General features: G+C 60.4%; 15 protein-coding genes and 1 riboswitch. Of the genes, 5 read left to right on the top strand and 10 right to left on the bottom strand.

The annotated features are described in order from the left end of the window. Window position 1 precedes the first annotated feature (1 nt). A riboswitch (cobalamin riboswitch) is annotated at window positions 2–222 on the bottom strand. Between the two features lie 127 nt (window positions 223–349). Beyond that, entirely contained in the window at window positions 350–523 is a 174-nt protein-coding gene (locus HX830_RS20035) for a hypothetical protein (protein ID WP_177102130.1), read from the bottom strand. A gap of 33 nt (window positions 524–556) precedes the next feature. Next, window positions 557–1,096, bottom strand: coding sequence for an N-acetyltransferase (locus tag HX830_RS20030; RefSeq protein ID WP_177102128.1), 540 nt, complete (start codon window positions 1,094–1,096; stop codon window positions 557–559). Between the two features lie 231 nt (window positions 1,097–1,327). Between HX830_RS20030 and HX830_RS20025 the strand changes: the two genes are divergently transcribed. Next, on the top strand, window positions 1,328–1,906 hold the full coding sequence (locus tag HX830_RS20025; RefSeq protein WP_177102126.1) for a hypothetical protein: 579 nt from the start codon (window positions 1,328–1,330) through the stop codon (window positions 1,904–1,906). Between the two features lie 8 nt (window positions 1,907–1,914). Here the strand turns inward: HX830_RS20025 and HX830_RS20020 are convergent, their stop codons facing one another. The 6 genes from HX830_RS20020 to HX830_RS19995 all read right to left on the bottom strand — a co-directional run bounded on the left by HX830_RS20020 (window position 1,915) and on the right by HX830_RS19995 (window position 7,234). After that, window positions 1,915–2,577: a class I SAM-dependent methyltransferase gene (locus HX830_RS20020; RefSeq protein WP_177102117.1), complete on the bottom strand. Its 663-nt coding sequence runs from the start codon at window positions 2,575–2,577 to the stop codon at window positions 1,915–1,917. A gap of 24 nt (window positions 2,578–2,601) precedes the next feature. Further along, window positions 2,602–3,138, bottom strand: a complete 537-nt coding sequence (locus HX830_RS20015; RefSeq protein ID WP_103498987.1) for a C40 family peptidase — start codon at window positions 3,136–3,138, stop codon at window positions 2,602–2,604. A 232-nt stretch (window positions 3,139–3,370) separates the two neighbouring features. Beyond that, entirely contained in the window at window positions 3,371–4,006 is a 636-nt protein-coding gene (locus HX830_RS20010; protein WP_103498986.1) for a C40 family peptidase, read from the bottom strand. A gap of 211 nt (window positions 4,007–4,217) precedes the next feature. Continuing rightward, window positions 4,218–4,922 carry a DnaA regulatory inactivator Hda gene (gene hda, locus HX830_RS20005; RefSeq protein WP_100940947.1) on the bottom strand — a complete coding sequence of 235 codons (705 nt, stop codon included), beginning with the start codon at window positions 4,920–4,922 and terminating at the stop codon, window positions 4,218–4,220. Window positions 4,923–5,046: 124 nt separating this feature from the next. Continuing rightward, window positions 5,047–6,120 carry an AI-2E family transporter gene (locus tag HX830_RS20000; protein ID WP_152741507.1) on the bottom strand — a complete coding sequence of 358 codons (1,074 nt, stop codon included), beginning with the start codon at window positions 6,118–6,120 and terminating at the stop codon, window positions 5,047–5,049. Window positions 6,121–6,169: 49 nt separating this feature from the next. Then, a complete protein-coding gene (locus HX830_RS19995; protein WP_177102115.1) occupies window positions 6,170–7,234 on the bottom strand; it encodes a DUF2066 domain-containing protein in 1,065 nt (354 codons plus the stop codon). A 379-nt stretch (window positions 7,235–7,613) separates the two neighbouring features. On the opposite strand from HX830_RS19995, the gene purM reads away from it, so the two are divergent. The 4 genes from purM to HX830_RS19975 all read left to right on the top strand — a co-directional run bounded on the left by purM (window position 7,614) and on the right by HX830_RS19975 (window position 10,708). Next, window positions 7,614–8,672 carry a phosphoribosylformylglycinamidine cyclo-ligase gene (gene purM, locus HX830_RS19990; RefSeq protein WP_100940951.1) on the top strand — a complete coding sequence of 353 codons (1,059 nt, stop codon included), beginning with the start codon at window positions 7,614–7,616 and terminating at the stop codon, window positions 8,670–8,672. An 11-nt stretch (window positions 8,673–8,683) separates the two neighbouring features. Continuing rightward, window positions 8,684–9,334: a phosphoribosylglycinamide formyltransferase gene (gene purN, locus HX830_RS19985; RefSeq protein WP_103499004.1), complete on the top strand. Its 651-nt coding sequence runs from the start codon at window positions 8,684–8,686 to the stop codon at window positions 9,332–9,334. Window positions 9,335–9,342: 8 nt separating this feature from the next. After that, complete coding sequence (locus HX830_RS19980; RefSeq protein WP_177102113.1) at window positions 9,343–10,056, top strand: DUF3108 domain-containing protein; 714 nt, start codon at window positions 9,343–9,345, stop codon at window positions 10,054–10,056. A gap of 463 nt (window positions 10,057–10,519) precedes the next feature. Further along, a complete protein-coding gene (locus HX830_RS19975; protein ID WP_100940982.1) occupies window positions 10,520–10,708 on the top strand; it encodes a hypothetical protein in 189 nt (62 codons plus the stop codon). Window positions 10,709–10,801: 93 nt separating this feature from the next. Here HX830_RS19975 and HX830_RS19970 read toward each other — a convergent pair whose 3' ends face one another. Both HX830_RS19970 and mazG read right to left on the bottom strand, forming a co-directional pair. Further along, a complete protein-coding gene (locus HX830_RS19970) occupies window positions 10,802–11,347 on the bottom strand; it encodes a DUF2058 domain-containing protein (RefSeq protein WP_152741510.1) in 546 nt (181 codons plus the stop codon). A gap of 25 nt (window positions 11,348–11,372) precedes the next feature. Next, complete coding sequence (mazG, locus tag HX830_RS19965; RefSeq protein WP_177102111.1) at window positions 11,373–12,206, bottom strand: nucleoside triphosphate pyrophosphohydrolase; 834 nt, start codon at window positions 12,204–12,206, stop codon at window positions 11,373–11,375. Window positions 12,207–12,339 lie beyond the last annotated feature (133 nt).

Raw genomic sequence — 12,339 nt, 5'->3', positions numbered from 1 at the left:
ACGCTGTGGGATGGATCAGGCCGGTCTCCGGGCTCATGAGCTGCGTATTCGCGGGACCGCGCGCCTTCCCATGTCGCAGGACACAGTGGCTCAAGGCGCGGTCTTGACTCATTTACCGTTGCGGGGGCAGCGCCGGAATCGCGCCTGTCGAAGGGCTCACCGGCTTCCCTGTTTCACCCTGTCGGCGGTTCGCCACAGAGCACCTGAAACAATCGGCGAAGGTTAGAGGGTTGGGGGTGGAGCGTCAAATAAAGCCGGTGTCAGAAAAACAAACGCCCCGGGCCAGGCGGGGCGTTTGTAGACCATTTGGGAGGAAGCCTTTTGCCAAAGTCGGTAGTTGCAGCCAATGTCAGGAGCGAGCCCCCGCGAGCACACCAGCAGGCTCGAGTTCCTTGCCACGGTTCAAACCGACCTTGAGAAAACGACGCTGATTTTCAGAAACACCCACAGCAGCCAACGACATGGCTTCAGTGGTGAATTTGGCAATCATGGCCGCTTTCGCAGCGTTTTTAGTCGTTTTCATAGACACCTCTGTGTCTTGACAATTAAAGAGATCTTAATGACCCGCTACAGAAATCACAAGGCGACCGTCATCGCCAAAATCAAACCCCAACTCCTTGTACAAGGCGATAGCTCCCTTTGCCGGGTCTTGCGCCTCAATTTCCTTGCATTTGAGCATGCGAGCATAGAAATCAACGGCAGACAGGGACAAGGATGCAACCAGACCTTTCAGAGGATGCGTTTTGTCGCCCCGCCCCTCCAAGAGAATGATTTTTATACAAATCCTACTCTTCCTTGGCGTCGCATAGCATAAACCGCACAACTCAGGACCGAACCACAATGCCAGGTCAAACCCTTTCAGATCGGTCCGTTTCCACTTTCTCACTTCTTCCCATGGATAGAGAGTTGCACGCGCGCCCCAATGCTCCGTCGCCGCTATCGCGCAGTGATCGATCGGCTCAAACCGAGCCTGACGGGTGTCGATACCGGCAGCGATGCACTCAGGGTCACTGGCGAACATCTGATAAGCAAGACGCCTCGCCTGGAATCGAAAAACCTCGTACTTGAGGCTATTGAACTTGGGGACTCTACTCATTTCGCTTGGACTTAAAGCGCATAACGCAATAGATAACGACTCCCAAAGACTACAGATAGATTTCTTTATCTGCATAGCTGATGTGTCACTGGGTGCGACAGCCAGCTCAAAGCCGAGCGCTCCTCCAAACCCCAACCAAGATCAAAAAACCGGCGCCAGAATTTGTGCTACGTTGACTAAGGTGATATCAAATAGCCACAACCCGACCAACAATAAATAAAGGGTAGTCCCATGCAAGGCCTGATCATCAACAATCCGAAACTGGAATTCCTGCGTCCCGCCTTGGAACGCTGGCCTGAATGCATTGATCGCTACAATCAACTCCTCGGTGACGGTCAGGCACCCTACTGGTTCAATGAACGGGCCAACCTGGGGTTGCTGTCGGTAGCCGCCTGGGCCGCGGAAATGGTCAGCCTGGAGCATTTTCCGACCAAGAAGCAGATCGAAGACGGTGACCGCAGCGGACGCTGCGACCTGCAGATCTCCACCGCGCAGGAGTCGGTCTATATCCAGGCCACGCAACGCTGGCCCAAGGTCAACAACCTGAACCCTATGCCGGCCCTGCTGGATGTGGCGAGCGATGCGAAAAAGATCAGCCACCCCCACCACCTGAAACTCGGCTGCCTGTTCGTCTCGCCGTTCAAACCGCAGCAGAGCCTCAGCCCGGAAGACCTGCAAGATATGGTCGATGACCTGCAAAAAGCCAACAGCTGCGCCGTGGCCTGGTATTTTCCCTACGCCTATCGCAAATTGCACAACGAAGCTGGCCAGTATCACCCCGGCATCGCCCTGCTGTTCAAGGAGGCCTGAACAGGCCCCTAACGCTTACGGCACAAAGTCAAACCATCGCCCAACGGCAGCAACGACAGATCCACCCGCACGTCATCCTTCAAGGCCCGGTTCAGCGCCTGGATGGCCCGGGTGTCGGCGCTTTGCGTATTCACCTCCAGTACCCGCCCGCTCCACAGCGTGTTATCGAAAATCGCCAGGCCGCCCGCGCGCAACAAGCGCAAGGCACTTTCCAGATACGCCGGGTAATTGGCCTTGTCGGCATCGATGAACATCAGGTCGAACTGCCCGCCCTGCCCCTGCTGCTCCAACTGCGCCAGGGTCTCCAGCGCCGGCGCCAGGCGCAACTCGATACGTTCGGCCAGGCCCGCCTCCCGCCAGTAGCGCAGCGCAGTGGCGTTGTAGTCCCCGGGGATGTCGCAACACAGCAGGCTACCGCCCTCCGACAAGGCCGAGGCCATGCACAAGGCGCTGTAGCCGGTGAAGGTGCCGACTTCGAGCAATCGTCGGGCGCCGGTCAGCTTGACCAGCAGCGCGAGGAACTGGCCCTGCTCAGGCGCCACCTGCCAGCGCGCCATGGGCAGCGCCTGGGTTTCGTCGCGCAGTCGCTTGAGCAACGGCGTCTCGCGCAGGGAAACGTCCAGCAGATAACCGTAGAGGGCATCGTCCAGCTTGAGGGTGCGAGCGGTCATGACAACCTCGCGGTAACTCGGTGATTAAGGGTTGCTCGCCAGGTGCCCGGCCGGCAACACACGTTTGGCGTTCAGGTAGGCGTGTTGCCAATAGGCCTTGGACAGGCTGTCCAGTTTCACCGTGCCGCCAGTGGCCGGCGCATGGACGAAACGGCCTTCACCGACATAGATGCCGGCATGGCTGACCTGGGAGCCGCCATTGGTGGCAAAGAAGATCAGGTCGCCGGTCTGCAAGGCGTTCTGCGGCACGCTCGGCGCCCGCATCACAATCATCTCGCGGGTCGAACGCGGCAGGTTGATGCCCGCCATATCGCGATACACGTAGGCAATCAGGCCACTGCAATCAAAACCCGAGTCCGGTGTGTTGCCGCCCCAACGATAGGGCGTGCCGACCAGGCCCAAGGCGCGGAACAGCACGTCTTCCGCTTCTGGCGAGGAGGGTTGCGGGGAGGCGAACACCACGGGACGAGCCACCGGTGCTGGCGGCGGCGGCGCATGGCCGGCACAGGCACCGAGCAATGCGGTGAAGGCAATCAAGGCAATACGGGCCGTGGTCGACATGTGCAGAAATCCTGACTGAATGCGGCTTTCTCTGCCGTGGCGTAGAGAAATCAAAACCGCGCAAGCAGGGCTCGCGCGGTCAGATACTCAACAATATGTCAGGATTCTAGCGGCTATACGCCAAACTTCAAGTATCACTTTAACTTCGGACGTTTTTTGTACAGCTTGCCTGGTATTGGAACCTGGCTTTTAGCCATCAACCAGGCCGATGGCGCTGAAAACGTCCAAGTGATTACCGGTTGCTGGCGGTGACCGTAGTGGGAGCCATCGCCAGGGCGCGCTTGGCTTCGATAAAGGTCTTGCTCCAGTAGCTGTCGCCCAGGCTGTCGATCCGCACACCACCGCTACGGCGGCTGCTGGAGTGGATGAACTGGTCATCCCCCAGGTAGATCCCGGCGTGGCTGACACGACCGCGACGACCATTGGTGGCGAAGAACAGCAGGTCACCTGGCTTGAGCTTGTTGCGTGCAACCAGCGGCGCCTTCACGTTGATCATCTCACGGGTGGAGCGCGGCAGGTCGAGCCCGGCTTCCTCACGGAACAGATAACCGATGAAGCCGCTGCAGTCAAAGCCGGAGCTCTCGTTGGTGCCGCCAAAACGGTAACGGGTACCGATCAGGGACATGCCACGTTCGAGAATGCTGTCAGCAAGGACAGGCAACCGGTAAGGCTTGCCGTCGGCGAACTCGGCGAGTTCTTTTTCCGTGGCCAGCTCATCGTCCAGTACGGCCGAGGATTTGACGCCAGAAACCGAGGCGGTTTTGACCGAATTATCGACCTGTTGTTGCGAAACCGGCGTATGCGCCGCGCAACCGAACAACAGGGTAACAAGTGCGAGAGGCACGAGGGGTGCGAAGCGATTTAGCATGGGCACGACCGTGGCTGATTTGTAAGGAAACGCGACTATGCCCTCTATCACCCTCATTTGCAAATTTTATGGGACAGGATGTGACTCGGTCGTTTCTTGAAAACATCTAAGGACTTAATACCCAAACGGATCCCACACGCCCGAAAGAAAGCTTCCGGCGTGGGTTTTGTGACGTCTGGAATTTGGCGAAAAAGCGCTGAAAGCCCCGGTTTTACCAGCCCAGGGTCTCTTTTAGAAAGGGTATGGTGAGCTTGCGCTGGGCCTGCAACGAGGCCTGATCGAGCCGTTCTAGCAATTCGAACAGGGCGCTCATGCTGCGAGTACCACGGGTCAGGATGAAATGTCCTACCTCGTCGGTCAAATGCAGGCCGCGTCTTGAAGCACGCAGTTGCAAAGCCCGCAGCTTGTCTTCATCCGAGAGGGGGCGCATCTGGAAAATCAGCGCCAGGGTCAGGCGCGATTTCAGGTCGGCCAGCTTGACCGGCAGTTCACGGGGCGAAGTCGAGGCGGCAATCAGCAGGCGTCGCCCGCTGTCACGCAGACGGTTGAACAGGTGAAACAGCGCCTCTTCCCAATCCGCGCGCCCGGCGACCACTTGCAGGTCGTCCAGGCACACCAACTCGTACTGCTCGAGATTGTCGAGCAACTCGACCCCACGGTCCATCAACTCCGCCAACGGCAGGTACACCGCCGGCTCCCCCATCTGCTCGAAGCGCAGGCACGCTGCCTGCAACAGGTGGGTACGCCCCACGCCGTCCTTGCCCCAGAGGTAGATCAGGCTTTCGGTCCACCCGGCGTCGGCTTCGCATAGCCGCTCGACATAGCCGAGTGCAGCGGCATTGGCGCCTGGGTAGTAGTTGATGAAGGTGGCGTCATCACGCAGACGCACACCTAGGGGCAGCTGAATCGGTTTCATGCTGACTGAACGGTTACCGGGAACCGTTAGTGGCCTCTGTGTAAAGTCTGCAAAGTTTATACCCGTGAGGCTGGGTGCACAATGCAACAGACCACAAGCAAAATCAAAGGTTTGCGTGCGCTCTTCAGAGATCGGGGTCTTCCCGGCCGCCGTACATGTCCGAACTTTTGTACAGATCGTGCATATGCCGCACCAGCACCATGATCACCGCAGCCACCGGCAGGGCCAGTAATATGCCCGTGAAACCGAACAGTTCACCCCCGGCCAGGATCGCGAAGATCACCGCCACCGGGTGCAGGCCGATGCGGTCGCCGACCAGCAGCGGCGTCAGCACCATCCCCTCCAGGGCCTGGCCGATCATGAACACCGCGAGGATGCCGATCATCGGGTACAGGTCACCGCCAAACTGGAACAGGCCGGCGATCATCGCCGCGCTGATGCCGATCACAAAGCCCATATAAGGCACGATGGCCGCCAGCCCGGCCAGCAGGCCGATCAACAGGCCCAGTTCCAGGCCGACCAGCATCAGGCCACCGGCATAGATCCCCCCCAACGCCAGCATCACCAGCAACTGGCCGCGCATGAACGCCCCCAGCACGTCATGACACTCGCCCGCCAGGGAGACAATCTGCGCCTCGCGGTCACGGGGCAGCAGGCTGCGGATCTTGGCCGTCATCAGGTCCCAGTCCCGCAGCAAGTAGAAACTCACCACAGGCACCAGCAACAGGTTCGCCGCGAAGCCGATCAGTGCCAGGCTGGAAGCTGTCGCCTGGGACAGCACCACGCCGACGATGTCGCCGGTCTGGCCCATATGCTCACTGATGGCTGCCTTGACCTTGTCGAACTTCCAGAAACCGTCGGCCAGGCCGAACTTGTGCTGGGCCCAGGGCAGAGCGGTGTGCTGCAGCCAGTCGAGCATCTGCGGCGCCAGTTCATAGAGGCGGAAGAACTGCTTGGCCAGCATCGGTACCAGCACCAGCAGCAAGGTCATCAACACCAGGATAAACAGCGCGAACACCGAGACCACGCCCCAGGTCCGGGACATCCCGAGTTTTTCCAGGCGGTCGACCAGCGGGTCGAACATATAGGCCAGCAGCAGGCTCACCAGGAACGGCGAGAGTATCGGGTGCAACAGGTACACGAACACGCACAGCAGGATCGCCGCGCCCAACCAGAACCATCGACGTGTGTCGGTCATGGACGACCTCTGCCTTATATATAGAAAGAAATTCAATAGAACCGAAAACCTACCAACGGAAACGCAACTGCGCCGCCGCAGGTACAGGTGCAACAGGTGCCGCGGCCGGGGCACCTGGGGCGACTGGCGCAGCATTGGCCGTCACCGCCGGCAAGGCTTCGCCCGCCGGGATCTCCTGCAACTTCGCCAGCCCCAGTTGCGCGCGCAGCTGTTCGGCACTGCCGTTGACCTGATAGATGATCCGGTCGCCGTCCACGCTTTGTGGCCGACCGCCAAAGGGTTCGAGCAAATGCTCCAGGGCCGCGTAACGCTCCAGGGTCATGCCCTGCACTTCCAGCCGTTGTTCGGTCGCCACCCCGGGCTTGGCCGCAAAACGCGGCGCCAGGCGTTCGCTCACCGCCAACAGCACCGCATCCGCCAACGCGGCGCTGTCGGCGCCCTGGGCCGTGCCCTGCTCTTTCTGGTCGCCCAGCCACAAGCGCCATTTCGCCTGCCACTGCCCGCCCTCTTCATGGGCATGCACCGCCAGCAGTGCATCGGCGCCGTAGCGCTCGGACACGTCGTGCAACGGCGAGGCATCGCTGCCTTCAAGATTCTTCGCCGTGGCGACGATCTGTTCGTTCAGGTCAGCCAACGGCAGACGCAGTGGCAGGCCACGGTGTTGCGCCGCCCGACGCAACGGCTCGGCGGCCGATTGACCGTCACCGACCAGGTTGGAGCCCTCGGTCGAATCGTTCAGCCACCAACCGAGAATCGCCGGTCGGTTGCTGCCCCACAGCGCCAGCCCGGCGCCGCGCAAGGCACGGTCGGTACTCACCGGGTCGAAATCCACCTGCAGGCTTTCCGGCGGCCCGGCGTCGTAACCGTACTGGCTGATGATTTGCTGCGGATCCTTGCGCACTTCGGCCAAGCCGGGGTTCTGCAGCGCCTTGGGATCGCCGGTCAGGCGCAACACCAGGGTTTCCAGGGCTCGCTGGGTGGCCTGGTTGCGTTCATCCGGGGTCTGGCTGCTGACCGGTTCCCGTACCTGGTACAAGCCATTCAGGGTTTGCGCGTGGATCGCCAGGCTCAACAGGGAAAGACAGCCGGCACTCAATAATTTGATCAGACGCATGAAAAATTCCCGACGGACAGAAAGCGGCAGGTAAAGACCGCGTGAATACAAGGCGACAGGTTTAGGACCACGGCGCAGTGCCATTATTCACACAATCGCTGAAAAGTTTTTCCCCGTCATAAAGATCGCGGGTCAAGGGCTATACCTTATACAGCCGCGTCAATTGCGGCCAGCACGAGCGTACAGGGATTTTTTTAACACGATATGACCCTGCCGTCGGCCCGAGGATGGCCGCTGCTGCCCAAGCCTGATAAAATCGCGCGCCTTCGCAGACCGGCGAGCATCCGGCCTCCCAGGAAACCCGAACCCGTTCGTGTTCCCCATGAGACCCAACCGCTGCCGGTCGATACCCCCTGAATCCCCCCTAAAGGCCTGGATCATGAGCAAGCAACCCTCCCTGAGCTACAAGGACGCCGGTGTAGACATCGACGCCGGTGAAGCATTGGTCGAACGCATCAAGAGCGTGGCCAAGCGCACTGCGCGCCCGGAAGTCATGGGCGGCCTGGGCGGTTTCGGCGCCCTCTGCGAGATCCCGGCCGGTTACAAGCAGCCGGTCCTGGTCTCCGGCACCGACGGCGTCGGCACCAAGCTGCGCCTGGCACTGAACCTGAACAAGCATGACAGCATCGGCATCGACCTGGTGGCCATGTGCGTGAACGACCTGGTGGTCTGCGGGGCCGAACCGCTGTTCTTCCTCGACTACTACGCCACCGGCAAGCTCAATGTCGACACCGCTGCCCAGGTGGTCACCGGCATCGGCGCCGGCTGTGAACTGGCCGGCTGCTCCCTGGTAGGCGGCGAAACCGCTGAAATGCCGGGCATGTACGAAGGCGAAGACTACGACCTGGCCGGTTTCTGCGTCGGCGTGGTGGAAAAGGCCGAGATCATCGACGGCTCGAAAGTCGCCGCCGGCGATGCCCTGATCGCCCTGCCGTCTTCCGGCCCGCACTCCAACGGCTACTCGCTGATCCGCAAGATCATCGAAGTGTCGGGTGCAGACATCGAAACCATCCAGCTCGACGGCAAGCCGCTGACCGACCTGCTGATGGCGCCGACCCGTATCTACGTCAAGCCCTTGCTCAAGCTGATCAAGGACACCGGCGCGGTCAAGGCCATGGCCCACATCACCGGCGGCGGCCTGCTCGACAACATCCCGCGCGTCCTGCCAAAAGGCGCCCAGGCCGTGGTCGACGTGGCCAGCTGGCAGCGTCCGGCGGTCTTCGACTGGCTGCAGGAAAAAGGTAACGTCAACGAAACCGAAATGCACCGCGTGCTGAACTGCGGTGTCGGCATGGTCATCTGTGTCGCCCAGGAGCACGTTGAAGCAGCACTCAACGTCCTGCGCGAAGCCGGCGAACAGCCATGGGTCATCGGCCAGATCGCCACTGCCGCCGAAGGCGCTGCCCAGGTCGAGCTGAAGAACCTCAAGGCGCACTGATGTCCGAGCCGATGACCTCGACCTGTAACGTCGTGGTGTTGCTGTCCGGTACCGGCAGCAACTTGCAGGCCCTGATCGATAGCGTGCGGACCGGTGAAAATCCGGCCCGCATCGCCGCGGTGATCTCCAACCGCGCCGACGCCTATGGCCTGCAACGCGCCCGGGACGCGGGGATCGAAACCCGCGCCCTGGACCACAAGGCCTTCGAGGGTCGCGAAGCCTTCGACGCGGCCTTGATCGAACTGATCGACGCCTTCAATCCGCAACTGGTGGTGCTGGCCGGCTTCATGCGCATTCTCAGCGCTGACTTCGTCCGCCACTATCAAGGGCGCCTGCTGAATATCCACCCCTCTCTCCTGCCCAAGTACAAAGGCCTGCACACCCATCAGCGCGCGCTGGAAGCCGGTGATCGGGAGCATGGCTGCAGCGTGCACTTCGTCACCGAGGAACTCGATGGCGGGCCTCTGGTCGTACAGGCTGTGGTTACGGTAGAGTCTGACGATACCGCGCAGAGTCTGGCGCAACGGGTCCACACCCAGGAACACAGGATTTATCCGCTGGCGGTACGCTGGTTTGCCGAGGGGCGTTTGGTCCTGGGCGAACAGGGTGCATTGTTGGACGGTCAATTACTCGCGGCCAGCGGCCAAATGATTCGAACCTAGGAGATTTTATGCGTCGTGCCCTGCTCTTCGCCCTTACCCTGCTCGCCTTGCCGGCAGTGCAAGCAGCGGATCTTCAACCTTTCTCCGCCAGCTATACCGCCGACTGGAAACAACTGCCCATGAGCGGTTCGGCCGAGCGCAGCCTGTCGAAAAACGATAACGGCACCTGGACCTTGAGTTTCAAGGCTTCCATGATGATCGCCAGCCTGACCGAGGAAAGCACCCTGCGCCTCGACAAGGACACCCTGTTGCCACAGAGCTACAACTTCGAACGTGGCGGCCTGGGCAAGGCGAAGAAGATCAACCTGGACTTCGACTGGGCGTCGAAGATGGTCACCGGCAGCGATCGCGGTGATCCGGTCAAGGTGCCTCTGAACAGCGGCATGCTCGACAAGTCGACTTATCAGTTGGCCCTGCAACGTGATGTCGCGGCCGGCAAGAAAAGCATGAGCTACCAGGTGGTCGAAGGTACCGACACCGACACCTACGACTTCCGGGTCCTGGGCGCGGAAAAAGTCAGCACCAAGGCCGGCTCGGTCGATGCGATCAAGGTCGAGCGCGTGCGCGACCCGACACAGAACAAGCGCACCACCGTGATGTGGTTCGCCAAGGACTGGGACTACCTGCTGGTCCGCCTGCAACAGGTGGAAACCGACGGCAAGGAGTACAACATCATGCTCCAGGAAGGCACCGTGGCCGGCAAAGAGGTCAAGGGCAGCTGATTCAAGCGGCCAGAAAGAGCCCCGCGAACGCGGGGCTTTTTTATGCCTGCTCGCTGCTGCATGCAAGCGGATGTTGCAAGGCTCAAGGGCCTCTTCGCGGCGGTGCGGCGTCCCGACAAGCCCTGCTCCTACAGTCTCGTGTCCTATATAAAACCAGTGAACGACACAAGACTGTAGGAGCAGGGCTTGCCCGCGAAAGCTATCTCACATTCACCGCCACCCTCTTGCATAACCACGCTTGCAAGCGTCTGGGACGCTGTTTTGCAGCATAGCCAAGATGAAACTTTTGTCAGAAAACTTTCGCTCGAAAAGCGCAAACCCAAGCAATCCGGGCCTTCGGCCATTATTGCGTTTCTCGCAAGAATAAATTCCGTCCGTTACCGATTTACGTAGGAGGCTAATGAATCATATAACAGAGGCCTGCGACGCGTTGCCGCAGTTCAACAGAGACTGGAGCTTGCAGATGACCGTAAAAGTAACCGAACGCGATGATGCACACATGTCCCATGAAGGCGTTGCCCACGGCATTCGAATCTGGGATGTACACCAGCAGGACCTCCTGGTAGGCATGTTTCACAACGAGACCGACGCTCATAATTATAAGAACGAGCTGGAAACCCTCGAGAAGAAACGCGAGATGCAGGCGTCCTGAACGCCTGGCAGTGACAGACTTGTAAAACGACAAACCCCGCTGCCTGGCGGGGTTTGTCGTTTCTGGCCGTCTCCTTTCAGCAGGACTGGCGGGTTACCACATCAGATCGTCAGGGATCTGGTAGGCCGCGTACGGATCATCCTCGTCCGGCACCTGGGCTTCGCTCAGGATGTTGAGCTGGACGATACATTCAGGCGCCCGCTCCTGGATCTTCAGCGCCGCTTCACGGGGGATCACCTCATAACCGCCACCGTGATGGACGATCGCCAGGGAGCCATTGCTCAGCTTGTTGCGCATCAAGGTGTTGACCGACAGGCGCTTGACCTTCTTGTCGTCGACGAAGTTGTAGTAGTCCTCGGTGGTCAGCTTGGGCAGGCGCGAGGTTTCGATCAATTGCTTGACCTGGGCCGCGCGGGCCTTGGCCTCGACCTTTTCCTGCTGCTGGCGGTTCAGCTCCTGGTCGCGCTTGACCTTCTCGGCCTGCGCTTCCTGGGCCAGGCGCGACTGGGTGTCGTCAGCCTCGATCTGGCCCTTGTGGACCAGGCGCTGCTGCTTCTGTTTCTCTTTGCCGACCTGTTTGGCCTGCTTCTGGTTGACCAGTCCTGCTTTGAGCAACTGGTCGCGAAGGGAAAGACTCATGGTGCTTACTCACTTGGGCAACGGCTCAGCCGCAGCTGGGCCTATTCTTTTCCTGACGTTTGGCTTCGCCCCACAAGGCGTCCAACTCTTCGAGGGTGCAATCTTCCATGGGACGGTGGGTGTCGCGCAATGCCTGTTCGATAAAACGGAAACGTCTGTCGAATTTGCCATTGGCGCCCCGCAAGGCATTTTCCGGGTCGACCTTGAGGTGCCGGGCCAGGTTGACCACCGCAAACAGCAGGTCGCCGACTTCATCGGTGATCGCCGCCGGGTCGTTGTCGGCCATGGCTTCGAGCACTTCGTCGAGCTCTTCGCGAATCTTGTCCACCACCGGCAAGGCGTCCGACCAGTCGAAACCGACCGTGGCTGCGCGCTTCTGCAACTTCGCCGCCCGGGACAAGGCCGGCAAGGCGGCCGGTACGTCGTCGAGCAGGGAAAGCTGTTCGGGCGCGCGGTGGTTCTCCGCACGCTCCTGGGCCTTGATCTCGTCCCAGCGCAACTTGACCTGCTCCTCGCTCAAGCGCGGCAGGTCCACGGGTGCGTAGAGATCGCCGGTGGGAAAGACGTGGGGGTGACGACGGATCAGCTTGCGGGTGATGCTGTCGACCACGCCGTCGAATTCGAAGCGTCCCTCTTCCCGCGCCAGCTGGCTGTAATAGACCACCTGGAACAACAAGTCGCCCAGTTCTCCCTGCAGGTGCTCGAAGTCGCTGCGCTCGATGGCGTCGGCGACTTCGTAAGCCTCCTCCAGGGTGTAGGGGACAATCGTCGCGTAGGTCTGCTTGATGTCCCAGGGGCAGCCGTATTGCGGGTCGCGCAGACGGGCCATGAGGTGGAGCAGGTCTTGAAGGCTGTACATCGGTGATCTCATTCGGTTTTGTCACTACCCGGAACACACCGCGAACCTTGTAGGAGCGGCCGGTCGACGCTCGATTGCCCGCGAAGCTTTTGGCGCCCTCAAGGACGCCTTCGCGGGCAAGCCCTGCTCCTAC

The sequence above is a fragment of the Pseudomonas gingeri genome (assembly GCF_013385425.1).
In the GTDB taxonomy this organism is placed as follows: Bacteria; Pseudomonadota; Gammaproteobacteria; order Pseudomonadales; family Pseudomonadaceae; genus Aquipseudomonas; species Aquipseudomonas gingeri_D.
Note: the sequence above shows the minus strand (reverse complement) of the source record. Positions and strands in the feature narration are given on the sequence as shown.

Excerpts from the sequence above, each read along its gene's own strand:
- HX830_RS20035 (WP_177102130.1), bottom strand. The coding sequence starts at position 523 with ATGAAAACGACTAAAAACGCTGCGAAAGCGGCCATGATTGCCAAATTC.
- HX830_RS20030 (WP_177102128.1), bottom strand. The coding sequence starts at position 1,096 with ATGAGTAGAGTCCCCAAGTTCAATAGCCTCAAGTACGAGGTTTTTCGA.
- HX830_RS20025 (WP_177102126.1), top strand. The coding sequence starts at position 1,328 with ATGCAAGGCCTGATCATCAACAATCCGAAACTGGAATTCCTGCGTCCC.
- HX830_RS20020 (WP_177102117.1), bottom strand. The coding sequence starts at position 2,577 with ATGACCGCTCGCACCCTCAAGCTGGACGATGCCCTCTACGGTTATCTG.
- HX830_RS20015 (WP_103498987.1), bottom strand. The coding sequence starts at position 3,138 with ATGTCGACCACGGCCCGTATTGCCTTGATTGCCTTCACCGCATTGCTC.
- HX830_RS20010 (WP_103498986.1), bottom strand. The coding sequence starts at position 4,006 with ATGCTAAATCGCTTCGCACCCCTCGTGCCTCTCGCACTTGTTACCCTG.
- hda (WP_100940947.1), bottom strand. The coding sequence starts at position 4,922 with ATGAAACCGATTCAGCTGCCCCTAGGTGTGCGTCTGCGTGATGACGCC.
- HX830_RS20000 (WP_152741507.1), bottom strand. The coding sequence starts at position 6,120 with ATGACCGACACACGTCGATGGTTCTGGTTGGGCGCGGCGATCCTGCTG.
- HX830_RS19995 (WP_177102115.1), bottom strand. The coding sequence starts at position 7,234 with ATGCGTCTGATCAAATTATTGAGTGCCGGCTGTCTTTCCCTGTTGAGC.
- purM (WP_100940951.1), top strand. The coding sequence starts at position 7,614 with ATGAGCAAGCAACCCTCCCTGAGCTACAAGGACGCCGGTGTAGACATC.
- purN (WP_103499004.1), top strand. The coding sequence starts at position 8,684 with ATGACCTCGACCTGTAACGTCGTGGTGTTGCTGTCCGGTACCGGCAGC.
- HX830_RS19980 (WP_177102113.1), top strand. The coding sequence starts at position 9,343 with ATGCGTCGTGCCCTGCTCTTCGCCCTTACCCTGCTCGCCTTGCCGGCA.
- HX830_RS19975 (WP_100940982.1), top strand. The coding sequence starts at position 10,520 with ATGACCGTAAAAGTAACCGAACGCGATGATGCACACATGTCCCATGAA.
- HX830_RS19970 (WP_152741510.1), bottom strand. The coding sequence starts at position 11,347 with ATGAGTCTTTCCCTTCGCGACCAGTTGCTCAAAGCAGGACTGGTCAAC.
- mazG (WP_177102111.1), bottom strand. The coding sequence starts at position 12,206 with ATGTACAGCCTTCAAGACCTGCTCCACCTCATGGCCCGTCTGCGCGAC.